This window comes from Spirosoma jeollabukense (assembly GCF_054777855.1).
The window spans coordinates 402,803-428,492 of record NZ_BAAHAD010000004.1; the positions used below are offsets into that span (position 1 = coordinate 402,803).

At 52.2% G+C, this 25,690-nt stretch carries 13 protein-coding genes; 4 read left to right on the top strand and 9 right to left on the bottom strand.

Annotated elements, in window-relative coordinates; all coding sequences use genetic code 11:
* Positions 1 to 71: 71 nt before the first annotated feature.
* From ACYVEA_RS18570 to katG, 5 genes are all read right to left on the bottom strand, one after another.
* Complete coding sequence (locus tag ACYVEA_RS18570) at positions 72 to 1,709, bottom strand: tannase/feruloyl esterase family alpha/beta hydrolase (protein ID WP_461114928.1); 1,638 nt, start codon at positions 1,707 to 1,709, stop codon at positions 72 to 74.
* A 108-nt stretch (positions 1,710 to 1,817) separates the two neighbouring features.
* Positions 1,818 to 3,362, bottom strand: coding sequence for a class I adenylate-forming enzyme family protein (locus ACYVEA_RS18575; protein WP_461114929.1), 1,545 nt, complete (start codon positions 3,360 to 3,362; stop codon positions 1,818 to 1,820).
* A 200-nt stretch (positions 3,363 to 3,562) separates the two neighbouring features.
* Entirely contained in the window at positions 3,563 to 4,537 is a 975-nt protein-coding gene (locus ACYVEA_RS18580; protein WP_461114930.1) for a zinc-binding dehydrogenase, read from the bottom strand.
* A 184-nt stretch (positions 4,538 to 4,721) separates the two neighbouring features.
* Entirely contained in the window at positions 4,722 to 6,833 is a 2,112-nt protein-coding gene (locus tag ACYVEA_RS18585) for an outer membrane protein assembly factor BamB family protein (RefSeq protein WP_461114931.1), read from the bottom strand.
* A gap of 250 nt (positions 6,834 to 7,083) precedes the next feature.
* On the bottom strand, positions 7,084 to 9,354 hold the full coding sequence (katG, locus tag ACYVEA_RS18590; RefSeq protein ID WP_461114932.1) for a catalase/peroxidase HPI: 2,271 nt from the start codon (positions 9,352 to 9,354) through the stop codon (positions 7,084 to 7,086).
* Between the two features lie 315 nt (positions 9,355 to 9,669).
* On the opposite strand from katG, the gene ACYVEA_RS18595 reads away from it, so the two are divergent.
* Entirely contained in the window at positions 9,670 to 10,536 is an 867-nt protein-coding gene (locus ACYVEA_RS18595) for an alpha/beta fold hydrolase (RefSeq protein ID WP_461114933.1), read from the top strand.
* A 17-nt stretch (positions 10,537 to 10,553) separates the two neighbouring features.
* Positions 10,554 to 11,846: an allantoate amidohydrolase gene (locus tag ACYVEA_RS18600; protein WP_461114934.1), complete on the top strand. Its 1,293-nt coding sequence runs from the start codon at positions 10,554 to 10,556 to the stop codon at positions 11,844 to 11,846.
* 135 nt (positions 11,847 to 11,981) lie between these two features.
* Here the strand turns inward: ACYVEA_RS18600 and ACYVEA_RS18605 are convergent, their stop codons facing one another.
* A complete protein-coding gene (locus ACYVEA_RS18605) occupies positions 11,982 to 13,868 on the bottom strand; it encodes a choice-of-anchor Q domain-containing protein (protein WP_461114935.1) in 1,887 nt (628 codons plus the stop codon).
* A 204-nt stretch (positions 13,869 to 14,072) separates the two neighbouring features.
* Here ACYVEA_RS18605 and ACYVEA_RS18610 point away from each other — a divergent pair, with 204 nt between their 5' ends.
* Together ACYVEA_RS18610 and ACYVEA_RS18615 are read left to right on the top strand one after the other, a co-directional pair.
* Positions 14,073 to 15,152, top strand: a complete 1,080-nt coding sequence (locus ACYVEA_RS18610) for a hypothetical protein (protein ID WP_461114936.1) — start codon at positions 14,073 to 14,075, stop codon at positions 15,150 to 15,152.
* A gap of 422 nt (positions 15,153 to 15,574) precedes the next feature.
* The gene (locus tag ACYVEA_RS18615) at positions 15,575 to 19,360 is read left to right on the top strand and encodes a S8 family serine peptidase (RefSeq protein ID WP_461114937.1); all 3,786 of its coding nucleotides are present in this window, start codon (positions 15,575 to 15,577) and stop codon (positions 19,358 to 19,360) included.
* Positions 19,361 to 19,498: 138 nt separating this feature from the next.
* On the opposite strand, the gene ACYVEA_RS18620 is transcribed toward ACYVEA_RS18615, so the two are convergent.
* The 3 genes from ACYVEA_RS18620 to ACYVEA_RS18630 all read right to left on the bottom strand — a co-directional run bounded on the left by ACYVEA_RS18620 (position 19,499) and on the right by ACYVEA_RS18630 (position 25,581).
* Complete coding sequence (locus tag ACYVEA_RS18620) at positions 19,499 to 21,133, bottom strand: hypothetical protein (protein WP_461114938.1); 1,635 nt, start codon at positions 21,131 to 21,133, stop codon at positions 19,499 to 19,501.
* Between the two features lie 95 nt (positions 21,134 to 21,228).
* On the bottom strand, positions 21,229 to 22,998 hold the full coding sequence (locus ACYVEA_RS18625) for an L-lactate permease (RefSeq protein WP_461114939.1): 1,770 nt from the start codon (positions 22,996 to 22,998) through the stop codon (positions 21,229 to 21,231).
* A 300-nt stretch (positions 22,999 to 23,298) separates the two neighbouring features.
* Positions 23,299 to 25,581 carry a GH92 family glycosyl hydrolase gene (locus ACYVEA_RS18630; RefSeq protein ID WP_461114940.1) on the bottom strand — a complete coding sequence of 761 codons (2,283 nt, stop codon included), beginning with the start codon at positions 25,579 to 25,581 and terminating at the stop codon, positions 23,299 to 23,301.
* Between the last annotated feature and the right edge of the window lie 109 nt (positions 25,582 to 25,690).

The window sequence follows — 25,690 nt, forward strand, 5'->3', positions numbered from 1 at the left end:
TATTGACGACGAACGGCTTGCAATCAATGGTGTTTATACGTAAAACACGTGATTGATTTCCAACAAACGGGCTACTTCAAGTATTTCTTCGCCGGGGCCAGTACGGTTCGTTTGGTGGCGGTGGCACTTTGATAACTGGCCGGAGAGTTGGGGTCGCCACGGGTATAAGCTGGGAGCTTTGGATACGGGTAAATTGGTCTCTGGAAACGGACTCCATTCGTAGGCGCACCGCCCGTGAAAGCCGTCGCAATGAGCTTGTCGGGCGGAGTGCCTTTTTCCACCCAGTTGATCAGGGCGGTTAATACGTTATGGTCACTGTCTTGCGGAACATTGAGCGCAAGGCTCTGTCCGCAGTCATTCAAACCCGGTCCACCACCACAGTGCGCCATGCCCGGTATCAGAAAGAAACGGAAAAAATTTTCCGTCTTCTTTAGGCTTCCCTGCGCGTCAATCACCCGGTCATAATACGTAACCGCATCCTGATAGGGGACGAGTGGATCAGCGGTGCCCGAATACATCAAAATTTTCCCACCCTGTTTTTTCAGAGGTTCCAGATCGGGATTGTTCGCGTTGAGGATGGGAGCCAGTACAGCATCCAGCTTATCCTGATCGCGATCAAAGTCGAACGTAGTGTAATCAAAATCGGCCCCAAATACCCATTTGTACTGATAGAAAAGTAATGGCGGTGCCTGGTTCGGATTTTGCTGATACTCGATGCCCGCCCCCGAATTTTCGCTGCCGAGCGGAATAGGCGTATAGATTCGTTCGCCGGTTCGGGGATTGACGGGTCCGGCATAGATTTGCTTCAACGCCGTCAATTGAGCAGGGGTGAGGCACGTACCATTGTCGGTGCCAGCCGGACATGTAGGAAGCGTTTCCGGGTCGAATCGACAGGCGCCGGGATCGGTCAGAAAATTGTCGCCGGGTGCTCCGCCATCCTTGCCAGCACAGGCCTTGATCACGGCGTTGGTGATAAAGTCTATTTTCTCTTTTGTGAACGTACTGCCCGGCAACTGATTGGTTACCTTGTAGTTCCAGACGAATCCCGTGTGCAGGTGAGTTCGATTGTTGGCCGGTGCTCCGGCCAGGATTCCGTTATAATCATCCGGGTACCGTTGCGCTTCCATCAACGCTTGCTGCCCACCGGTCGAACAACCGGCGAAGTAGGCATGGTGGAATGGCTTTTTGTAGTAGGCCCGGGTGATTGCTTTTGCCGTCACTGTCATCTCGTGCGTGGCCCGATGTCCGAAATCTGCCCAGCGTTCGGGGTGGCCAACGGCCTCATTGGCATTGGGGGAAGTTCCCATATCGGTATTGGTCGTGGCAAATCCGCGTTTCAGGCCATTGGCCAGAGCGCCGTATGAAATGCTGCCCGCGCCACCACCCGTGCCGGTCCCCAGAAATCGTTCGTTCCAGTTGGTTTGCGGCAGCCATACCTCAATCCGAACGTTGGACTCAGGCGTGGGTTTCAACGTAGCGGCAACCCGGCAAAAAGGGGGTAAGTCAGTAATCGGCTGACCACCGCCCGGTGGCGTGAACGTTCCTGCTGGTACACATTCCGCCGTGGTGATGGTTGCTCCCGCAAACGCCACGTTTGCCAACTCCCGACAATGACAATCGCCATCATTCGCAGGGCTCTGGGCATTCAGAGGATGGCTACGTAGCAGAAAAAGAAAAATTACCAGGAAGGCGGGGTTTTTATAAACCATGTGGATTGTTAGGTATAAATTATAGGAAGGCTTCGAGTTATGCCCTCTACCCCTAAATCCCCCGAAGGGGACATTGTCTGCATATGAACAAAGTCCCCTTCAGGGGATTTAGGGGTAATTTGACGGTTTTTTCAACTGTTCAAAATACAACTCCCGCAATTCATTTTTCAAAATCTTGCCCGCTACGTTCTTCGGAAATTCATCGACCAGCATCACCGTCGAAATCTTCTGATACCGGGCTTCTATCATGGCGTTCGTCCAGTTTTTCAATTCCTCCACAGAAATTTTTGCCGTCAATCGGACGGCAGCCACGGGTGTTTCGCCCCAGTCGTCGTGCGGTATACCAAATACGGCGACCTCCGCTACGGCCGGGTGACGAATGATAATTTCTTCAATATCTTTCGGATACACATTGACGCCACCCGAAATAATCAGGTCTTTCTTGCGGCCCGCCAGAAACAGATAACCATCTTCGTCAACGTAGCCCAGATCGCCCGTATACAGCCAGCCATTGCGTAATGCATCAGCGGTTTGCGCTGGCTTTTTGTAATAACCCGACGTCAGAAACGGGGCTCGGCCAATGATCTCGCCCACCTCACCGGTAGGAAGTTGCTGCCCATCGTCATTCACAATTTTCATCTCCGAATACCAGATTGGGCGACCCACGGAACCGGTTTTTTGGGCTGAAACGGTTTTGTCCAGCACCGTAATGAATCCTTCTGTAAGGCCATACAATTCGTAGAACGTATCGGGAAATCGCCTGATCAACTCTTCTTTCTGCTCGCTCAACAGGGGCGACCCCACCGACAGAATGTACTCAATCGTTGGCAACGTATCGATGGTGAATTCGGGATAGTGCAGGCACGCCGTTAGCTGGGTAGGAACCAGGATGGTGTGCGTCACACCCTCGCTGGCCAATGTACGGAGCACGGGTTGAACGGAAAATTCTTTCAGCAATACGTAGGTGCAACCGATAAACATGGCGGGCATAAACGTCAGCATGGCTCCGTTGAAAACGATGGAGCCGGAGTGCATAATCACGCTTTCCGGGCGAATGCGGTAGGCATTGGCAAAAAGTGATCCATACATGGCCCGAACGAAGTGGGAGTGCATAATTCCCTTGGGTAAGCCGGTTGTCCCGCTGCTGTACATGATGTTGTACAGGTCATCGCTGGCAAGGTCCGGCGCAGGAGGTTCGGTAGCTGATGCCGCCTGCCATAACGCTGAATACGATTGCCAGCCGGGATGCTCTCCATCGGTAAGCCAGTAATTGGTGGTGGGAATCAGCAAATCACTACGTACGTCGTCGAGAAATGGCGCGTGTGCCGTATCGGTCAGCACCAAACCAGCGTCGGCATCATTGAGCAGATTGACCAGGCCGCGCCCCCGCACCATCGGGCTCATGGGCACCAGCACGGCACCCAGCTTGGCGACGGCCCAGAACGTTTCGTACAGTTCGCAGCTGTTGGGCAGCACCGTCGCTACTTTGTCACCTTTCCCGATGCCCGCAGCCCGCAGTGCATTCGCCATCCGGTTAACACTCCGATTCAGTTCGGCAAACGTAAGTCGGGTATTCCCAAAGACGAAAGCCAGGTGATTGGGTCGGAAACGGGCATGTTGCGTCAGCCAATGGTTAATCGTAAGCGGATACATGCGAGTAGGTTAAGCGACGGATAAAGGGTAGTGCGGTTCGGGACCATCTAGCCTGTCTATCCTTGAAACGCACTTTGGGTAATCATCTAAAGAATAAACGAGGACCTATATTACTCATAAGCCAACGATAGACAACGCTGCCCATTTGCGGGCAGGAAGAGTGACCTTATCGAATCTGGAACGGGTGATCACCCGTTTTGTTAAAAGGTAGCCACTATTTTTCCCGTTACATGACCTTCCTTCAATTCAGCTAAACCCAGCCCTATATCAGTCCAGTTGATGACTTTGCTGACCTGGGGTATCACCTTCCCCTGATCGACCAGATCAAGCAAATTACGCATTGACGTCCCCAGAAAATGAGCCTGTTGCGCTACGGTTCCATAGGTGTAGACCGCGCCCAGGGCGTAGGCGTGAAACGATAACGATCGGCTGCTGTAATTTTTTGGTAGTGGAGGCACATCGACAATGGAAACCAACTGCCCACTATAGGGTAACCAGGAAAATACGTCAGGATTGGCTCTATGGCCTACTGTATCGAAAATGGCATCAATGCCTTCCCCATTCGTTACCGTATTAATTTCTGCTGCCACATCGTCAGTTGTGTAATCAATGGCATGAGAAGCTCCCAGCTCCTTTACATACGCCAGATTGACGGCGGACGTCGTGGCTAGTACGGCCAATCCGGCTAGCTTCGCCAATTGAATGGTCAGGCTACCGACTCCACCGGAACCGCCTAGAATCAGCAGTTTCTTGCCTGGTTCAAGATGTAATTTTGCCAGTGCGTGCATCGCTGTCAGGCCCGAGCAGGGGAGAGAAGCGGCTTTTTCAAACGAGATGGCCGCAGGAATCAAGGCCAAGGCCTGTGTCGACGCGATAGCATACTCCGCAAATACGCCTGCTTTTGTCAGGTTCGCATGAAAAACAACCCGGTCCCCCGGTTTCCATTGGGTAACATCCTGTCCAACAGTATCAATGATGCCAGCCGCATCTAAGCCTGGAATATGTGGGTACGTCCAGGCAGGATGGCCACCCCCGATTAGTTTGTAGTCGGCCGGGTTGAGGCTTATGGCCTTTATCCTGACTCGAACTTGCGAATTTCCGGGTTGGGGGAGCGGGACATCGGCAAGGGTCAACGTCTGTGGATTACCCGGACGATCAATAATTAGTGCGTTCATGAACCTGAATGGATTAGTACATAGCGCAGAAATCACGTTATTCCATAGCTAGGTAACGAGGGGTTGGCTTTACTTTAGGAATTTTACACAGCTATGCGAAAGTCTTAACGTAAAGCTAATTTCTGCTAATCATGTTTCACTTAAGCTGAGATTTGCCTTTGCGTCTTTGCGGTTAGATTTCCCCTTATGGCAACGCAAACGCTACGTATTGATTTCCTTTTTTGGTGCCGAGTTTCGTGCCGCCACACGCGATCACTACGTATTGTTTGCCGTTTACCTGATACGTACTGGGCGTAGCGAAACCGGCCGCTGGCAACTCGGTTTCCCAGATCACTTTCCCCGATTTTTTGTCGAAGGCCCGGAACATGCCATCTTTGGTGGCGGCAATGAACAGAAGCCCACTGGCCGTAACGACAGGGCCGCCGTAATTTTCGGAGCCCGTAGTCGGGATGCCTTTGTCTTTTAGGGATTTCTCTTCCCCAAATGGTATCTTCCAGAGGTACTCACCGGTGTTGAGGTTAATGGCGTTAAGCGTCCCCCAGGGTGGTCCGATGGCGGGTAAGCCTTTGCTGTCCAGGAACTTATTGTAACCCGTAATTCGGTAGGGAACGTAGGGCTGCTTGACTGTTTTAGCACTTGCCGTAACTTCCTTTTTCTCCTCTCCAAACAGAAACGCCACCAGCGCCTGCTTTTCGTCGGCGGTCAACGTCGTGAAACCGGGCATCATGCCTTTGCCATTGCTGATGGTTTGCGTCACGAACGCCCTGTCGCGACGGGTTTCGATGTTGACCAGCGATGGGTAACCACTGCGGGCGTTGCCTTTCCGGTCGGCACCGTGGCAGGCAATGCAGTTAACGGTGTACAGTTTCTCGCCCGGGCTCAGATGCGCCAGCTCATCCTGTTTAGGGGTATCGACCATTGTGAGCACCCAGGCCATTTCATTGCTGTTGACGTACATAATCCCGCCCGGATCAACGGCTGAGCCACCCCATTCAGCACCACCGTCGAAGCCGGGAAAAATTAACGTACCGACCTTGCTGGGGGCAGCAAACCGTTCTTTGTGGTACTGCCGAAACCGGGCAACCAATGTATCACGATTTTCAGCGTAGGGACTGACATCTTTTTCCGTGAGGGTATAGGCCTGTCGTGCGAATGGCGCCGGGCGGCTTGGAAGCGGTTGCGTTGGCCAGACTTTTTCAGTGGCTAATTCCGAAGCGGGTGCGGGCATTTCGCTGATTGGAAACAGTGGCTGACCAGTCACTCGGTTGAAGACGAACACGTAGCCGCTTTTGGTCACTTGAGCCACGGCATCAATAGTCTTCCCGTTCTGCTGCAGCGTAATCAGGTTTGGGGGAGCCGGTAAATCCCGATCCCACACGTCGTGGTGGAATAGCTGATAATGCCAGATGCGTTTGCCGGTTTTGGCGTCAATGGCCAGCAGGCAGTTGGCGAACAGGTTGGAACCGTGTCGATTACCGCCATAAAAATCAAAGGCGGCTGAGCCCGTCGGTACATAGAGAATACCTCGTTTGCGGTCAATGGACATACCGGCCCAGTTGTTGGCCCCGCCGAGGTACTTATTTTCGTAAGCGTCTTTTGGCCAGGTTTCGTAGCCCACTTCACCGGGATGCGGAATCGTATGGAACGACCAGGCGAGTTTACCCGTACGCACATTAAACGCGCGAAGGTCACCCGGTGCGGCATCGGCCCCTTCCGACAGACGTACTGGCATAATGATCAGGTCGCCGAAAATGGTGCCGGGCGTATTGGAGATCACGAATTTATCTTTTGCAATGGCAGGCAGGCCAGTGTGTAGATCGACTTTTCCGTTGTCGCCAAAAGAGGGGATAGGCTTGCCCGTTTTCGCGTCTAGCGCATATAGATTCGAGCCGATCGTATGGAGAATTCGTTTGTCGTTGCCGTCGCTCCAGTACGCTACACCCCGGCTGGTGCTGGCAAAATTCTTCTCTGGGCTGCCAAATAGCCAAAGCTCTTTTCCGGTAGCTGCTTCCAGCGCAAACGCCCGAACGGCGGACGTAACGCCGTATAAAACGCCATCCACGATAATTGGATTCACCTGCATTTGTCCCGTATCCGGTGCCGAATAAGACCAGGCTACCTTCAGGTTTTTCACATTCTCAGGCGTAATTTGGGTGAGTGGCGAGTAGTGGTTCCGGTCAGGCCCTCCCAGGTATTCGGTCCATTCGGTGCCCGGTTTTGGCTCGTCAGTACGTAGCCAGGCTGTGGTGAGTAAACTGCCAATCAGAAGAATTCCAGGAATGAAAAAACGTTTCATCGAGCGGGTCAGGAAGTTACGTATCAGGGAACTGGGAGTTATTTGTTGTCCACAGAGCGGTTCGTCGTTACGGTCCGTTCTGTGAACAATAAATAACCAAACTTAAAGATACTACTCAATCAGGAGCCAATATACTGCGACTATCGCCTGACGATCCTGTTTTCGAACAGGTTGGACGTAAAAAAGGTAGCCTGTTTCCAGACTACCTTTTATCAGTTTACACTAACACCTGACTTCGCCATACCTGCTATCAGGCCAGGTCGAAGCGGCCAAGATTCATCACCTTCGTCCATGCCGCGATAAAGTCCCGCACGAATTTCTCCTGTGAATCGGCAAACCCATACACTTCAGCGATTGCGCGGAGTTCTGAGTTTGAGCCGAAGATCAGATCGACACGGGTGCCCGTCCACTTAGGTTCGCCCGTTTTCCGGTCACTGCCCACAAATACGCTCTGGGCATCCGAAGTGGCCCGCCAGGTAATGCCTAAATCGAGCAGGTTGACGAAATAGTCATTGGTGAGCGCTTCCGGACGTTCGGTGAAGACACCATGTTTCGAATGATCGAAGTTTGTGTTAAGGACCCGCAGGCCGCCCACAAGCACCGTCATCTGAGGGGCCGTTAGCGTCAACAGTTGAGCTCTGTCAATCAACATGTCTTCAGCCGCCGAGGTATGTCTGGCGTTCAGGTAGTTGCGGAATCCATCGGCACTCGGTTCCAGCGCGTCAAATGACTGCACATCGGTTTGCTCCTGCGATGCATCAGCCCGTCCGGGTGTAAACGGCACCGTCACGGCATGACCGGCATTCCTGGCTGCCTGCTCAATACCCGCGCATCCAGCCAGCACGATCAGGTCGGCAATTGAAATCTTCGTATCGCCAGCCGCACTGTTGAATTCAGTCTGGATAGTGGTCAGCTTCTCAAGCACGGTGGCCAGTTGGGCGGGATCATTAACTTCCCAATCTTTTTGCGGGGCCAGACGAAGACGGCCACCATTGGTGCCACCGCGTTTATCGGAGTTACGGTAGGTAGAGGCCGACGCCCAGGCGGTCGATACCAGTTGGGAGACCGACAAACCAGACGCCAGAATTTTCTCCTTTAAGGCCGCGATGTCCTGATCACTAACCAGTTGATACGTAATAGCGGGGACAGGATCTTGCCAGAGCAGTTCTTCCGTCGGCACTTCCGGCCCGAGGTAACGCTCGATTGGCCCCATGTCGCGGTGCGTTAGCTTAAACCACGCCCGGGCAAACGCGTCGGCAAACTCGTCTGGATTCTCGTAGTAACGTCTTGAAATTTTCTCGTAAGCAGGATCGGCTCTTAACGCCAGATCGGTCGTCAGCATCATGGGGGCATGGCGCTTTAACGGATCATGCGCATCGGGCACGGTTCCGGCACCGGCACCATCCTTCGGACGCCACTGGTGCGCTCCGCCCGGACTCTTTGTCAACTCCCAATCGTAGTTGAACAGGTGCTCAAAATAATCGTTGCTCCACTGGGTTGGCGTCGTGGTCCAGGTTACCTCAAGACCGCTGGTGATGGTGTCTGGTCCGTGACCGCTACCATACGTGTTTCTCCAGCCAAGACCCTGCTCTTCAATGCTTGCACCGGCAGGCTCAGAGCCAACGTACTGCCCTGGATCGGCAGCACCGTGGGTTTTGCCGAAGGTGTGTCCGCCCGCAATGAGTGCGACGGTTTCTTCGTCGTTCATGGCCATGCGACCGAAAGTTTCCCGAATATCAACTGCGGAAGCAAGGGGGTCAGGATTTCCTGCCGGCCCTTCCGGGTTCACGTAGATGAGGCCCATGTTGGCCGCACCAAGGGGTTGCTCAAGATGACGCTCATGCGGGTTGGCATACCGCACATCGTCTCCCAGCCACTTGGTTTCAGAACCCCAATAAACATCTTCCTCCGGCTCCCAAATATCTTCACGGCCGCCACCGAAGCCAAACGTTTTGAAGCCCATCGACTCCAGCGCGCAGTTGCCGGTTAAGACCAGCAGATCGGCCCACGAGAGTTTTCGGCCGTATTTCTGCTTGATCGGCCACAGCAGCAGCCGAGCCTTGTCGAGATTTGTATTGTCGGGCCAGCTGTTGAGGGGAGCAAATCGCTGGGCACCGGAGCTTGCGCCACCACGACCATCCGTGATGCGATACGTTCCCGCGCTGTGCCAGGCCATCCGAATGAACAAAGGGCCATAATGACCGTAATCGGCTGGCCACCAATCCTGAGAGGTGGTCATCAACTCGACGATATCCTTCTTCACAGCTGCCAGATCAAGCGTCTTGAATTCCTCGGCATAATTAAACGTCTCGTCCATCGGATCGGACAGTGAAGAATGCTGACGAAGAATATCCAGGCGTAACTGATTTGGCCACCAGTCGCGGTTTCGCGTGCCACCGCCCGCACTTTTGTTCAGTTCTCCATTCAGAAACGGGCACTTGCCCACCGTGTTGACTTTGCTGTCATCATTGACGTCCCATACGGATGGGTCCTGCGTATCCTGCGTTTCGATATTTTCCATTGTTCGGTAGAGTTTATTAGTTGACGAGTCAAATTTACATGAATCGAAGACATAGTCCTTATCTATTATTCTTATGAGATCATAGATTATATAGATAAGACTGCGTTAAGTTTACTAGGGTAAGGTTCATTTTGCCGTTTACTACCCATCCCGCTTAGTCGTCATTCTGGGCGAATCAGAAACGGTACAAGTGGCCAATGAGTTGGGAAAAACACGGTTTTTACGTTAAAATTTGCCCAGGAGCCGGGTTGTTTGTTCGAAAATAAGCAACCTGTTGTAGCTTACGTCTACGCAAGTTAAACACGTGTCAAATCCATGCACAGACTAAAAATGCTGGCTGTCGTCCTGGCTGCTTCGTTGTTGATAGTATCGGCTTTCGCCCAATCGACAGTACCCGTTCCGTTGTCTGGCACCACCAACTATGGGAACAATGCCAAAGCCGGAAAATTTGCCAACATCCGGGGTTTTAGGATGTATTATGAAATCTATGGCGCGGGTAAACCCCTGCTTTTCATTCATGGGAATGGCGGTTCCATCAACAACTTTAAAAACCAGATTCCGTATTTCGCCAAAAATTACAAAGTGATAGCGGTCGACAGCCGAGCGCAGGGGAAATCAGCGGATACCAGCGATTCGCTCACGTATGAGATGATGGCTGATGACTTTAACGCCCTGCTGAATCAGCTTCACCTGGATTCGTGCTACGTTGTTGGCTGGAGTGACGGGGGTATCGATGGGTTACTGCTCGCGATGCGGCATCCCGAAAAAGTCAAGAAACTGGCCATTACCGGGGCTAACTTATGGCCCGACACGACGGCTATTGAATCAGGCCTTTTTCATAGTATTGTATCCACGAATGATAGCCTGGCTAAGGTGTCGCCAACCCCGGCCGTCAAAGCGCAGAAGAAACTGCTGAATCTGATGGTCCTCCATCCCCATATTTCAACGGCGGACCTGAAACAGGTACGTTGCCCAACGCTGGTGATCGGTGGTGATCATGATGTTATTTTGCCGAAGCACACGCTGGTCATTGCCGAAGCTATCCCTAAATCATATCTGTGGATTTTACCTAACTCCGGCCATTCGACACTCATCCATTACAAGGATCTGTTCAATCAGGTGGTCGGAGATTTTTTCAAAACGCCTTACCGAACGATAAGTGGCATGGCAAAACTGGAGTGATTCCAATAAATCAATTTATGAAAAATACATTACTAATTGGCCTGATGCTGGCTTCATCCGTGGCTCTTGCTCAGCAAAAGATGAATAGTCTGAAAATCAATCAGCAACGGATTCAGATTCGACTCCTGGAGCTGTCAAAATTTGGTCAACTACCCAATGGTGGGATAGGACGAGTGGCGTATAGTAAAGCCGATCAGGAAGGCCGGGCTTACTTTATCGGGTTGATGAAAAAAGCCAGGCTCGACGTAACGATCGACTTTGCGGGTAATATCATTGGCCGACGAAAAGGAAAAAATCCGGCCCTGAAGCCCATCGGCTTTGGCTCCCACATTGACAGCGTACCGAATGGCGGTAATTACGATGGGCCCGTCGGTTCGATTAGCGGGCTGGAACTGATCGAGACCCTAAACGAAAATAACATCGTCACCGAACACCCTTTGGAGTTGATCATTTTTGCCAACGAAGAAGGTGGTACGGTCGGTAGCGGGGCCATGATTGGTAAAATCACGCCTGACGCGCTGAAGTCGGTCACTCAAAGTGGCCTTACGATTGCCGACGGTATCCGGGCCATTGGTGGCAACCCCGATAGCCTGAGCAAAGTGGTGCGAAAAAAAGGCGATTTGACCGCCTTTATCGAACTGCACATCGAACAGGGCGGCATTCTGATGACCGAAAACCAGCAGATTGGCGTGGTCGAAGGCATTGTTGGAATTGAACACTGGGACGCAACAGTTGACGGAGTGCCTAACCATGCGGGCACTACGCCAATGGCCATGCGACGCGATGCACTCCTGGCAGCCGCTAAGCTTATTGTTGCCCTGAACGAGGTGATTACCAGTCACGAAGGCAAACAGGTCGGTACGATCGGCAAAATTGCGGCCGAGCCCGGCGCCTACAATGTTATTCCAGGCAAAGTAGTGTTGGGCGTAGAAATCCGGGATTTGTCGCATGATAAGATCTGGAGCTTGTTTCACGAAGTGGAAGCAAAAGCCCAGGCAATTGCCAAAGCCTCTGAAACGACCATTACGTTCAAACAGTCTTCCATAGGGGTAACGCCCGCCCTGACGGCCAAACCGATTCAGGATAAAATCATCAGTGCCGCCAAAGCGTTGGGCTTTACGCACCGGTACATGCAAAGTGGGGCCGGACATGATTCGCAGGAAATAGCGCAAATTGCACCCGTAGGCATGATCTTTATCCCCAGCGTAGGCGGCATCAGTCATTCACCCAAAGAATTTTCCAAAGGGGTCGATATTGGCAACGGCGCCAATGTGTTGTTGCAGACGTTGCTGGCCATCGACCAGCAATGAAACAAGTACGTCTGCTGTATTCTGATACGTGGGCTAATTTAACATTGACCATTCCTAGTCCAGGGGTCAACACCCGAATAAGTGTTGACCCCTGGAACGTAGAGCCCTCGTAGGCTCAGGTGATTCTGTCTCAGTTCACTTATTGAAGTACTCGACCTGATCGGCATCGGTGTTGTTGGTCAGGGTCACCTCCCCACCACTGCCCCCCACCAGCGTCGCCGTGACACTCACCCGGCCCCTGGTTTGACCCGGCGTCAGGGTGCTGGTGAGCCCCACGGAGAGCTTACTGCCCGCTCCAATAGGTTGGGTCGTGGTCAGAATGTAGGCATCACTATTGGAGGTGCCATCGAAGCTCCACAGACTGTTCTGCACTGCCCGGCCCAGAAAGCTGGTCGCCCCCGCATCGAAACTCAGACTCAGCAGCGATGACTTGGCGATATATACCGTGATAGTGCCACTGGTGGGTGCCGAATTGACTTCAAACACATCCACTACCACACTGCCCGTGGTGGTGCTGTAGGCCAGCGAGGGCGTTACGTACAGCAGAGGGCTCAGATCAGGCGGCAGGCTAACCTCATAGGCACCCATGTCAATCGTCCCGTTCTGGATCCGCCCGTTACCCGCCAGATCGGTAGCCGGGCCATCGGCGCTTTGGTAGGCGGTCGTGCTGCCTGCATTGATGGCGGGCGAACCAGCCGCCAGTTGGGTCGTAGCGGTACCGGCAAAGGGGGTTGTGGTTGTGGTGATGTTGTGACCGTTATCGGTATAACCACTTAGGGTTGGCTCCAGCAATGAATAACTCACGGAAAGACCAGACCCCCCTAAACTTCGGCTGCCCCCATTGTTCCACAGGACACAATTCGTCAGTTGAGTCGTGCTGCTATTTTCACTCTGGATGGCTTTACCTCCCTCCTCCGCTCGATTATCGATAAAGCTGCAATTAATCAGTTGCGATGGGCCAGCAATGATATAGAGACCACCACCGCTACCCAGGCCAGCTCCATTCCCTACAAAGCTACAGTTTATTAATTCGGAGGAGCCACCAATGAAGCCAATGCCGCCACCATTAATGGTAGCCCCGTTATTGACAAAATTACAATTGATCAGCCGCAGATGACTACTCACACCGCAAAGCCCGCCACCGGCTCCATCGCCCAGAAAACTGGTGAAGTTCTGAAAGAAGTAACAATCGGTGAGTTGGGCATTGCTGTTGAAGTTATATAGCCCACCCCCTCCACCTTTGGCCGAATTGTTGGTAAAGCTACAGTTGGTTAGAATGGGGTTGCAATTGCCGGTATTACCGTAGTAGCCTCCTAGGTTTCCCATGCCCCCAAATCCGTAGGGAGACGAGTTGGCACTAAAACTGCAATGGGTAAACTGGGGGTTACTCGTCCCGTTATTGGCCGCATAGTTGGCTACCCCTCCTCCATTAATGCCTGTGTTACTGATAAAACTACAGTTTCGTATGGTCGGACTACAGCGACTACCATTGGACCCATCGTTGTACATGCCGCCTGCGGTGATATCATACTCGGTAGCTCCATTGGCATTGCCCGCCGTAACCACAACCCCGTCTAGTACGGCCGTCGTGGTCAGACTCAGCGAAGCCGGGTTGTAGATGACGTGGTAACTATTATCACTATTATCGCCCACCACACCAATATCCCCAGAGAGAATGGTGGTAAAGCTGTTGGGGCTGCGCTGAGCCAGAACAGGATCGCCACTGGCGGGAAAGCCGCCCAGGATGCTCACCCCGTTTTTCATACTGAAGCTGATGGTGCGGCTGGCTGGCCCTGTCGTGGTGGTCGGCTTGTAGGTACCCGCTGCTATCCAGACCTGCTGGGTGCCTTCGGCGTTGATCATAGCCTGCAAATCCCCTGAAGCATCAGCCCAGGAGCTGCCATCACCCAGCCCCGAAGCAGTCGGTTTAACATACCGGACGGATTGAGCCTGAGCACTGAGGAGGATAAAACCAAAAAGAACTCCTACTAGGAGTCGACAAGAAAATAATCGTGTAAGCATAGAGGAAGGAGATGAGAAAAGTAAGACGTAACGTCACAAAGCCAATATTAACACTTCTGGCTAGAACCGACGTACTTGCGGCACAAAAGTCTACTAAAATGAAATAAGTAAAGGCAATTAAAAAGATACCCGGTTGACAGGAGCAACAGGTAGAACAGACGGTATTGTAGTCTTGGTTAATCAGATGACTAACCCCATACGTCCATGCTCGGCTACATTTTCTTTTTTATCACCGCCCTTTTCTACATTGGCCTGACCATTATTATGCCGTCGAAGCCCATCACGGGGGGCGACAATTCCATGGGCTACGGGCTGGTTCTGGTCTTCTTGTCGTTGGGTTTCGCCGTCAGCAGCCTGCTCCTGACGATTAGTATTCGCTCAGCAGGTGGATTTGACTGGGTCTTTCCAGAGGCTGGTGTTCGTACGGGTCTCGTCCTGTTAGCCTGGCTGGGAGTAGGGTTAACGATCTTTTTTTGTGCCTTATTCAAACAGGAATGGCATGAGGATGGCCTGTATCCAAAATTTTTACACTGGATAGCTATGGGGTATGGCCAGTTATGGATACCCCTGCTGTGGTTGATCGCCTGTTTCCTTTCGCTCAGTCCAGACTGGCGCTCCACATTGCCGCTTCAGGCGTTTAATATCCCCTTTTGGGTTGGGTTGAGTATCAGTACGTTGTATAGCAGTGGATTACTGGTCGGATACGTGCGCGAGTCCGTACAGCAGGCGCAGGCTCGGGTTGCCCGTCAACTCGACGATGAAAAGCGGTGGCATCAGATCCGGCTGAATGAGGTCGCGGCACATAAGCCCGGCGATCCCATCATCACGTTGTTAGGCTATTCGGGTCGCTATCAGGACGAGGACGTCCGTCGGGCGGCTCTTGCCAAAATTAAAGCCCATCCCAACTGGGAAGCGGAGTTATTGAGCCTGCTGACCCATAAAAGGGGCGATCGGGAAGTGTATAATTTTCTGGACGGTAACCTCGTAGACCATCCGAGGCAGTTTGTCGAGCCGTTGAAGCAGAGTATCCTCCGGTTGTCGGCAAGTATAACGGCTGACATTAAAGACAGCAACAATCTTCAATCCTGGAGTTTCGAAATGTATGGAGTCGACCAGCTATTGCGCGCTATTGATGATCAGTTCCCGGGCCAGAGCCATCAGTTTTATCCAGATGTGGTTCGCCTGCAACAGGCCCTGAACACGCCACCACCCGAACGATTCAAAGGCATTCATTTTGCGACGACCGACCTGGTGGATACGTGGTTGGCTACACACAAACAATGATGAGGCTCCAGCCTGATCGGCTTGTGACCAGTATGTTATAAAAATAACCTTCGTACAACAATACGCTAAGTTTTTTGAGATCATGCCGTAGTAGGCTAAGTTTTTGGTGCCCTGGCAGCAGCTTTTTCCTGCGGAAATGTAGAACTTGTAGCACCAAAATCTACTTCCCGCGGCTTTGATGGATCCCACCTACTTTATAAATTACTTGTGCTACCCCAGATCAATTCAGCGCGGGTCTGTTTTACCCCTGGCCGGGTCAGTATGGGCATGTGTTCCCGGTCAATCTGCCGACTATAATCTCACCAAATTAGTTTGCCCGATATATCCTGTCGAAGAGCAACACGTACCCGCCCTCATGCGTATTCGCTTCAGTACCAATACTATATCAATTTCCTCTTTTTTAATTCCAACTCAATTTAATTATGACTCGTTTGTATGCTTTTTTTCCAACGTCGACCCGCATCATCCTGCTTGGGCTGAGCGTGTTATTGGGTACGTTACCGTTCAGTAGCCAGGCCCAGGTGGGTAAATTACCCCAAGTGAACAACAATTTCCCGCTTAAAAGCCCGGCGCAGGCGCAGGCAAGCAGTCTGACGGCTGGTAACCAGGGGCAGCCTACTGCTAATCAGGCCATCGCTGGCCAGTATATTGTGGTGTATAAGAACACCTCAACGGCCCAGGCCCGTGTGATGGCCATCCCATCTTTTCCACAGCGGCAGCAACTGATGCGGCAAGAAGCCACCGCTACGTTATTGAAAAATAAACTGTCCGGAAAGCCGATACTGCATGTATACGATACGGCGCTGAAAGGTTTCGCGGTGGGCGGCTTGTCAGGAACCGAGGTCGACAGACTGCGCCAGGACGATCAGGTGGCCTACATCGTGCCCGACCAAACCGTTTTTTTGAACGATGTGGGGGCGCCTGCGATGCTGGCTGCCAGTTGCAATGGCCCTTCCATTACGCTCAACGGGGTGACGAACTACGCCGTGGGTACCGCTACCTTCGGATCGACGGGCTCCGTTTCCGGCGAGGTGATACTGGTCAATGACGGGTCCGCTCCTGTGACAGATGGCTGTGGCACCATTCAAAATAACATTGCGGGAAAGATTGCCCTGATTGATCGGGGCACCTGCGATTTTGTTGCGAAAGCCATCAATGCACAACAGGCCGGTGCCATCGGTGTTATCATTGTTAACAACGCGGCAGGGGATGCGCCTAACATGAGCGGTACATCTTCTGCGGTGACGATCCCGGTGATGTCGCTTAGTTTGAATGATGGAAATGCGCTAAAAACGGCACTGACCACCGGGACTGTAACGGCCATCCTGGACAGGCAGCTACCTGACGCCCTGTCGCAGTGTACACCCTGGGGTATCAGCCGGGTAGGCGGGGGTGCATCGGGGGTGGGAAAGCGGGCCTGGATCATTGATTCAGGCATAGATCTAACGCATCCCGATCTGAACGTAAACACCGGACTGTCTACTACGTTCGTTCCGAACACGACCAGCGCGGCTGATATTAACGGGCATGGTACCCACGTTGCCGGTACGATAGCGGCCAAAGACAATGGGTTTGGCGTGATTGGTGTAGCCGCTGGCGCTGAAGTAGTGGCCGTACGGGTTTTTCTGGACGAAAATGGTACCGTTTCGTCCATAGTGGCCGGTGTAAACTACGTAGCGGCTCATGCGGCCAGTGCGGATGTCGTCAACATGAGCCTGGGTGGTGCACCCAGCCAGGCTATTGATGATGCCGTGCTCGCTTTGTCGGGGGTGTGTAAGGTCGTTGTTGCCGCAGGAAATGATGCGAAGAATGCTAACTACGCCAGCCCCGCCCGGGTCAATGGATCGAATATCGTCACCGTGTCGGCCATGGATATTTACGGTAAAATAGCCAGCTTCTCCAACTACGGGAACGGCCCCGTTGATTATAGTGCACCCGGTGTCAATGTGGCTTCCTGCTATATAAATAATGGCTATGCCTACCTGAGTGGTACCTCGATGGCGGCTCCCCACGTGGCAGGAATACTATTGTTGGGAACGATTTGCGCGAGTTCAAAAATTACGGGTGACCCGGACGGTACGCCCGACCTCATCGCAACGGTGTTTAATGCGGCCAATAACGTCGACACTGATCATGACAACGTAACCGTTTGTGGAGGTGACTACGACGACAACGACGCAACGGTTTATCCCGGCGCGCCCGAACTTTGCGACAATAAAGACAACAACCAGAATGGACAGATTGACGAAGGAACTGCCTGCTGCCCGGCCGGTCTTACGGCCGGGATATTGTACGTAAATGCCAGCGCTACGGGCGCCAACAATGGTCTTAGCTGGGCAAGTGCCTTCACATCGCTGCAAGCTGCCCTGACGGCGGCCAAACGCTGTACCCAGGTTGCGCAAATCTGGGTCGCCAAAGGCACATATTATCCCAGCGTCGATGCGTTTGGTAATGCCAACCCAACCGACCCGCGCACCAAGTCGTTTGCCATGCAAAATAACCTGGCTATTTATGGCGGTTTTGCCGGGAATGAACCCTCGAATTTTAACCTTAATCAACGGAATCTGAACACGAATCCGACTACTCTCAGTGGCGACATTCAGCAGGACAACTCGCTCGCAAACAATGCGTACCACGTCATCCTTAATTTCCCTGCTTACGGCAATCCCCTCACCAGCACGGCTATTTTAGATGGCTTTACCGTACGGGATGGCGTTGCCAATTTCGTGGTTACAAGTGGGACAACGTCCAATTTGTCGGTGCCGGATAGCTACGGTGGCGGCTTATATACTTACGGCTCAAGCCCTTCGATCAGGAATTGTACGATTTATAACAATGTGGCGTATGTCGGTGGTGGCATGATGAACAATGCCTCAAACACCAGCCTGCTATTTAATTACTTTATTGCAAATGTTGGGTTTGTTTCTGGTGGCGGCCTGGCAAATGCATCCGCATCGCCCACGCTGGCCTATAGCGCCTTTGCCGCAAACAGTACGACGAGTACAGGGAGTGCGGGTGGTGGTGTCTATAATGACGCGTCGTCACCTACGCTGGTGGACTGTTTTTTCCAGCTTAACAACAGTCAATATGGGGGTGGTGTGGCAAATTTCAATACGTCGAACCCCACGCTGACGAACTGTTCATTTTCGGGCAATAGTGCGGTTCTGTCGGGTGGTGGTACCTATAATTATAATGGTTCGTCGCCTGCTATTAAAAACAGCATTAGTTGGGGCAATAGTACCGAGGTAACCAACGAACCAGCCTCAACCACCATCGCTGCCAGCAACCCTGTAATTACGTACAGTATCATTAAAGGTGGCTGGTCGGGCTCTGGTTCTAACAACCTCAACCTCGATCCCCGATTTATCAGCCAGCCAGTTATCGGCTCGGTTACACTCGGAGACCTCAGTCTGGCGTCCTGCTCCCCGGCCATCAACGCTGGCGACCCGGCCACGACCGCGGCTACTGCCGGCACGTTCGATGTGGCGGGTAATCCGCGCTTTTATAACGGTGGGCGCATCGATATGGGAGCCTATGAATTTCAGGGCTCGCCTACTACGTTGCCCACCGCTGGTTTAACGGCCAGCGGTCTGCTCAGTACGCCGGGCGCCAGCGTCACCCTGACAGCTTCGCCTACTACCGGCGTAACGTATGGGTTCAGTGCGGGCGCTACCCAGCTTAATGGGGGTAACCTGGCCAGTGTCACTCAGGCCGGTACGTATTCGGTGGTGGTGACTGCGGCTGCCGGTTGCTCATCGACGGCCAGCACGACCGTAGCGCTGGCCCCCGACTTAGTCTCCATTCTGTATGTTCAGCCCACTACCCTCTACGGCACGACTAATCTATCGGTGGTGGTGAAGGTCTTGGAACTAAATAACGTGGCCACCAGTGGACCCGTCATGATCCGTTTTGCCAGGGATCCTTTGCTGACACTGAGCTTTGATCCGAACCAGACGCTGGTTGGTGGGCAGCCGGTTCAGAACAGTGGGTGGGTGTTCGATACGTCTAATGGCGACTTCTATACCTTAACGAATAGTCAGCCCAATGCGGCCAGTAATTCACGCTCCGTTGGGCTGACGGGCCAGTTCCTGCCGGGCAACACGAAAGGAAGTTTAGGGGTGAGTGTGCTGGTTCAGGGGACTGGTATCGGGGAGTTGCGGCTGAATAACAACTCGGACGCCGAGAAAATCGATTATTTTAATAAGTGATCTGAATACAGGTCATTTCTCATGCTGAACGAACGGTGAAAAAGCCGGGCAGAAGGTCTGCCCGGCTTTTTGCAACCAACCTATACGTAAAAAAAGTTTTGGGTAGCACTTTAGTAGTGGCTAAAACCGGACGTAAACTCAGTGCGTTTTTGTGGATACTTTCATTTTTGTAGCGCTGGGTTGCGGGACAAATTCGATGAAATCGACCCGCGCCGTTTCACGGCCATTCGCGACGCCGACGAGTTCAATGATATCGCCTGTATTGATTTTTATGCCGGGTATGGTTTTCCGTTTCCAGCAATCCACGTCTTCATTCAATTGCCAGGAGGCTTTGGGTTTACCCGCAACGGATAGTGATAAATTCCCCTGGCCCCCTTTCTCATCCGCATACGAAACCACAATGTCGTAGATGCCGGATGGATTGGTAAAAGCGGATTTTGCCGTTCCCTTACCGGTTGTCTGCACGCAGGGTTCGATCAGGAATTTGTCGGCGGTGTAGCCTGCCAGCGTCATATTTTCAACTTCCATACCAGTGACTGGCGTAAAACCGGCAACCCCCGCTTCACTAAGGCCGTTACGAACGGCACGTAGCAGCGAATACGGAGAGCCATCATAATGCTTAATCCCGATTCCTTTTGCCCCGCCATCAACCGAAATCTTTATGCTGGATTTCACAATTTCGGGCGTCGTAAGTAAGCGGGTCGGCACACCGGGGATGATGGGGATATCATTACCCATAAAATATTTCGTCGTGGCAATTCGGGATTTCCGGTCTGATTTCTGATAGCCATTCTGCTCCGTGTGCGTGGATAAATGAACGGAGTTGATATTGTTCTTCAACTCTTCGAGTTGTAAGCCAGACGTTCTGTCGTTCAGGTCATTGAGTCGGAAATCAATCGTTGGATTTACCTCGTGTAGCTTATCCGTCACCAGTTTATAAATCTCCGTGGTAGACGCTTTCCGGAAGTTACGCCAGTTGTCCAGCTGAGGTTGCGCATACGGGTTATCTTTCAAAATGGGAATAGCTTCTTCCATGTCGAAACCCATTGCTTTGGCTTTCCGCTTGCAGGATTCGCAGAAACAGGTGCCGCCTTTTACGGGATCATCGGAGCGGCTGAAGAGCAGCATGCAGGTCTGAACGTAGTCAACATCGTAATTTTTGGCCAGATCACCGTAAAGCGCCACCAGATACTGCCGAACATCGGGGTTGTTCGTACATGGCCGCTCAACGGGATTGTTGTTGATATCCCGTTGCTTAAACTCTTCATGCTGATTGAGGTAGTCCACCGGAATGTAGGTGTGAGAAACCTCGACGCCCGCCCGAAGACCGCGCGCATGTGCTTTGTCAAGAAGTAGTTTCAGCCAGTCGGTTTCGTTCAGCCAGGCATACTTCGAAAACATGGGTTTGATACGTCCGTAGGCACTCATGTCGGGTCGGAAATAAGCTCTGGAGTCTTCGGCATCCCATTCCCGACGAACCGGATTATGGTTAAACAGGAATGTGCCGGGTAGTTTGTCGTTGTTGAACGGCCGATGTTCCTGGTGCATGACGGCAATCAGATACACCGAATTTACACCGGCTATGTTCGTCAGGTTGTCGAGGATCAAATCCATACCTTCATCATGCACTTCCCAGGGATAAATGCTGCCGGTGACTTCGAAAGCGGGTGCCGGTATGTTGGATCGCTTGACAAGCTGGGCATTCAATTTGATTATACAGAGAAAGGCACAAAACGTCAGCACACATTCTTTTGGAGAAAGGAATAGCTTCATTGAGTTAAGGATTTAAAGGTTGTTTGAACACAGAGCCACGGAGAACACAGAGATTTAGATGTTTAAATATTTTTTCAAGCTATGTTCAATAAAAGTTAATTTACCAGGTCCGGCGTTTGGGTTTTCTTCCTCGCCATGGTCACAATAGTCGATGCCAGAACGGTTAACAAAACAGCCAGCCCAAGCAGGTATACATAGCCGCGTGATATGTCAGGCGTGGTGACCGTTTTGCTACTGCTAAGCATCTCATAGACTGGAATAGTCCATTTCACGACGTAGGCTTGGGCCAGCACAATCAGGCAGATCAGGAGCAGCATGAAGAAGCTATGTTTCACCGTAAAGCGGAATAATTCGGACTCTTTGCCAACCAGATTACCGGCTGCCGCAGCCACGGCGATGGATTGTGGCGAAATCATTTTGCCCACAACGCCCCCCGAGATGTTAGCCGCCACCGTCACCACCGGATCAACACCAATCGACCTGGCCGTCGCGTATTGAAGCTTACTAAAGAGCGCATTGGCCGATGTGTCGGAACCCGTAATGAACACCCCCAGCCAGCCTAAAACGGGGGCGAAAAATGGGAACATGACGCCCGTATTGGCCAGCACGTCGGCCAGGGTGAGGGTAATACCGGAATCATTCAGGATGTAGGCAAAGCCCAGCACGGCGGCAATGGTCAGAATCGGGAATTTCAGTTGATTTAACGTAGCACCGAACACTTTTGCTCCCTCGCCATACGTCAGGCCGATCAGGGGGATGGCTACGAGGTCGGCAATGAGTATGGCGGTTCCGGCCGCTGATAAGTAATTGACCTTGAATAGCTTAGCTAATAACGTGCCGTCCTGTCCCTGAATGGCATTGTGCAGGCCCGGAAATTCAAACTGGAACATCCCGACTGAGTTCAATACGTCCTTGATCGGCTGCATGCCCCACGCAATTACCATGATCGTCAGCACAATAAACGGCGACCAGGCCCGAAGCATCTGCCCGCTTGTGTACGATACGTTGGTGTTGAACGTGGCGGCTGGTTCGTTGGCAAACCGCCAGACAGTTTTAGGTTTCCAGAATCGGAGAAAAGCCATCAGGCAGACAATCGAGCCTAGACCCGCTATGACATCGGGTAGGGATGGGCCTAAATAATTGGACGAAAACCATTGAAGAAAGGCAAACGACGCCCCCGACACCAGTACCGCAGGCCATATTTCTTTCGCTTTATTGAATCCGGCGATGATCGTCACCAGATAAAAAGGCAACAGAATGGACAGGAGAGGAAGCGTACGGCCCACCATTTGCGAAATGGGCATCTCGGGAATGCCCGATACCTGCGAGGCTACCGTAATGGGAATGCCGATGGAGCCAAAGGCAACGGGTGCCGTGTTGGCAATCAGACAAATACCCGACGCATACAACGGATTGAATCCCAGGCCAACCAGCATGGCGGCTGTTATGGCGACCGGCGCCCCGAAACCGGCCGTTCCTTCCAGAAACGACCCAAACGAAAACGCAATCAGTAAGGCCTGCAACCGCCGGTCGGACGTAATGGACGCCATGAAGTGCTTGATAATCTCGAACTGACCGCTTTTAACCGTCAGATTGAAAAGAAACACCGACATGATCACCAGCCAGCAGATGGGGAAAAGACCGTACAAAGCGCCATGCCCAATGGACAGAACCGCTAGTTTTACCGGCATGCCGTACACCAGAATCGCAATGAACGTAGCAATGACGATAGCGATCAGGCTGGCCTGGTAACCTTTCATTTTCTTGATGATCAGCGCCCAGAAAATGAAGATAATGGGCACTGCCGCTACCAATACCGATAACGCTATATTGTTAAGTGGGTCAATAACCTGCGTCCATTTCATAGAGATAAATGCGTTTGATTTATAATCAGATTTTCCTGATGCTATAGTGTATACGTTATTGGGGTTGACTAATGCTTTACACATTATAGCTGAACACTTGTTATCCCGTAGGGATCAAACAGCGTAGCGTCGGTAGCACAAATAAGCTCGGTCTTCATTAGCGTGCCGTAGGTACGCCAGATCTGTCCGGTTGCGTACCTATGGCACGCTAGCTGGTCCTGGGTGTTACGTCATCTACCGACGCTTCGCTGTTTAATCCCTACGGGATAACAAAAACCTCAATCAACGATACGCCTTCCATCAATTCTCTGGCTCCCATTTCTTGTCGGTTTTCTCACCCATCTCCAACACCAGCGTGCCGCCCTTCATCAACTCCTCATGCGAAAACGACAATGAACTTAGGGGTTTGCCGTTCATCGTAGCCGACTGGATGTACTTGTTGCGACGCGATGACTTGGGGGCCGACAAGGTGAACTTCTTGCCGTTGGGCAGGTCGATGGTGACTTTGGTGAAGAGCGGGCTGGTGATGCTGTAGCGGGGAAGGCCGGGGGTGGTGGGGTAGAAGCCCATGGCCGAGAAGACCACAAACGAAGACATCGAGCCGCCGTCTTCATCGCCGGGCACCCCGAAAATGGTATCCTGAAACCAAGTGTCGAGCAGGAGTCGGGTGTATTTCTGGGTTTTCCAGGGAGCGTTGGTGTAGTTGAACAGGTAGGGAATAAAAAACGTCACCTGGTTGCCCATGGCAAACTGACCGATCATGCCCGTCTGGTTGGGCCACTTCTCCCAGAAGACGGGTTTGCTGCGGTCGAGCCCTTCCCGGAAAAGCTGATCGAGCCGTTGTTCCATTTTATCCGCTCCTCCTAACAAGTCTCTTAACCCTTTGAAATCCTGCTGCACATTCCAGAGATAATTCCAGCCGTTGTTCTCATTATAATAATCAAATCCATTGTGGCCGCCGTCAAATTTTGGGTCAATATCGATCCAGTTTCCTTTCGCATCTTTCGGCATGAAGAACCCGGATTTTTCCTGCCAGACGTTCTTGTAATTCTGGGCTCTAGGCGCATATTTTTTATAAACGTCCTGATTTCCAAGTTCCTTCCCCAGCTCGCTCAAGGCCCAGCTGTCATAGGCATCTCCTAACGTAATGGCGACGGCCGACCGTTTCTGGCCTGGTTTCTGCAAAGCAAACGCGTCGGTTTCCGCTTCACCGGGATGCAGGGCCGGATAATACCCTTTTGAGTAATAAAATTCGTCCAGATCTCCTTTGGGGCCATTTCGGAACGGGAGCATGGTGGCCTGTTCGGCATTTTTAAGCATGCCCGCGAAGGCCGTTTTAACGTCGAAATTCCGAATTCCTTTCCGATACGCATCCAGGAACATCACCGACGATTTGAACCCAAACATGCCGGGCCGATCGCCAAATGGTCGTGGGTACTCCGCCATCCAGCCGCTCTCCTGAAACATCCGCACATACGATTGCAGCATGTCAGCCTCCTGCTGTGGGTTAAGGATTGCCCGCAACGGGTGCTGAGCCAGATAATTACCCCAGGTGTAATCGTCGTTGTAAAAGGGCCGTTTATCCTCGTGTACTTTTTTGTCGAAGCCGCTGAAGTATTTTCCGTCTTCCGACATGTCGATCATGCGGACGTAGTAGCGGTAAAGGGCGGTGTAAAATGTGCGTTTCTGGGCGTCGGTACCGCCTTCTACTTTCACCTGCCCGATCACTTTTTCCCAGGCCGCTTTGCCTTTATTTTTTAGTTGATCGAACGTAACGCCGGTGAGTTCTTTTTCGAAGTTTTTCTTCGCCTGTTCAGGACTGATAAACGAAATGGCGTAGCGAAATTCCTGCACCGGGGCGTCGGCTTCGGCGTAGCTGGCAAAGGCACGTTCGCCCGCCATTTTCTTGGGTTTCTCCGGTACTGAACTTACGGTGTATTTCCCCCAGTCTTTTTCGCCGTCCTTCTTGCCCGTTTGCGGTTTGCCCGAGAAAACGCCATACAAATAAGCCGTTCCTTTCTGCTCATGAATCGCATCGACAACGAACTCCGTACCAACTAATTTATTCCCATCCGTAAGCTCGTATTTCCCATTGGCGTAGTAATGCGACATCAGGAGATTTTTCTTCGCGTCCGCTGGAAACGTGAATCGGTAGATGCCGGTTTTTTCGCCTGCCGTGTATTCGGTCAGGATATTATCGTCGGTGAGTTTGACGGAATAATACCAGGGCTGCGTGACTTCCAGATCGTGATCGTAGGTCAGGCGGCTATACCAGGCCGTGTCTGCTACGTTGCCGACAGACGGTTTTATAGCAAAAATCATCTGGGGCGTAATGATGTTCTGGCATAGCATCGGGAAATCCGTAATCTGCATATCCAGATGATCCTGCCGGTGCGGAAACACCCGCACCATCTGATTGGGCAGATGCACAATCGGGCGATTGGTGTTCAGCAGGGGCGCTACGTTGCCAATCGTCGGGTCGATGTAGTTGATGCCCGTTTGCGCCAGACTGAGTTGGGATAAACCAGTCGTAGCAATACTGATTAATAAGGCTTTATACAGAGTTTGTTGAAATTCTGACATATTCAGTTGAAGGTTAAGTGTATCCGTACCCACGGGCCGGGCCGCGTTCGGCTATAGCCCGTGTCTTAGCCCAATTCAAATACGGGCTAAAGCCGAACGCGGCCCGGCC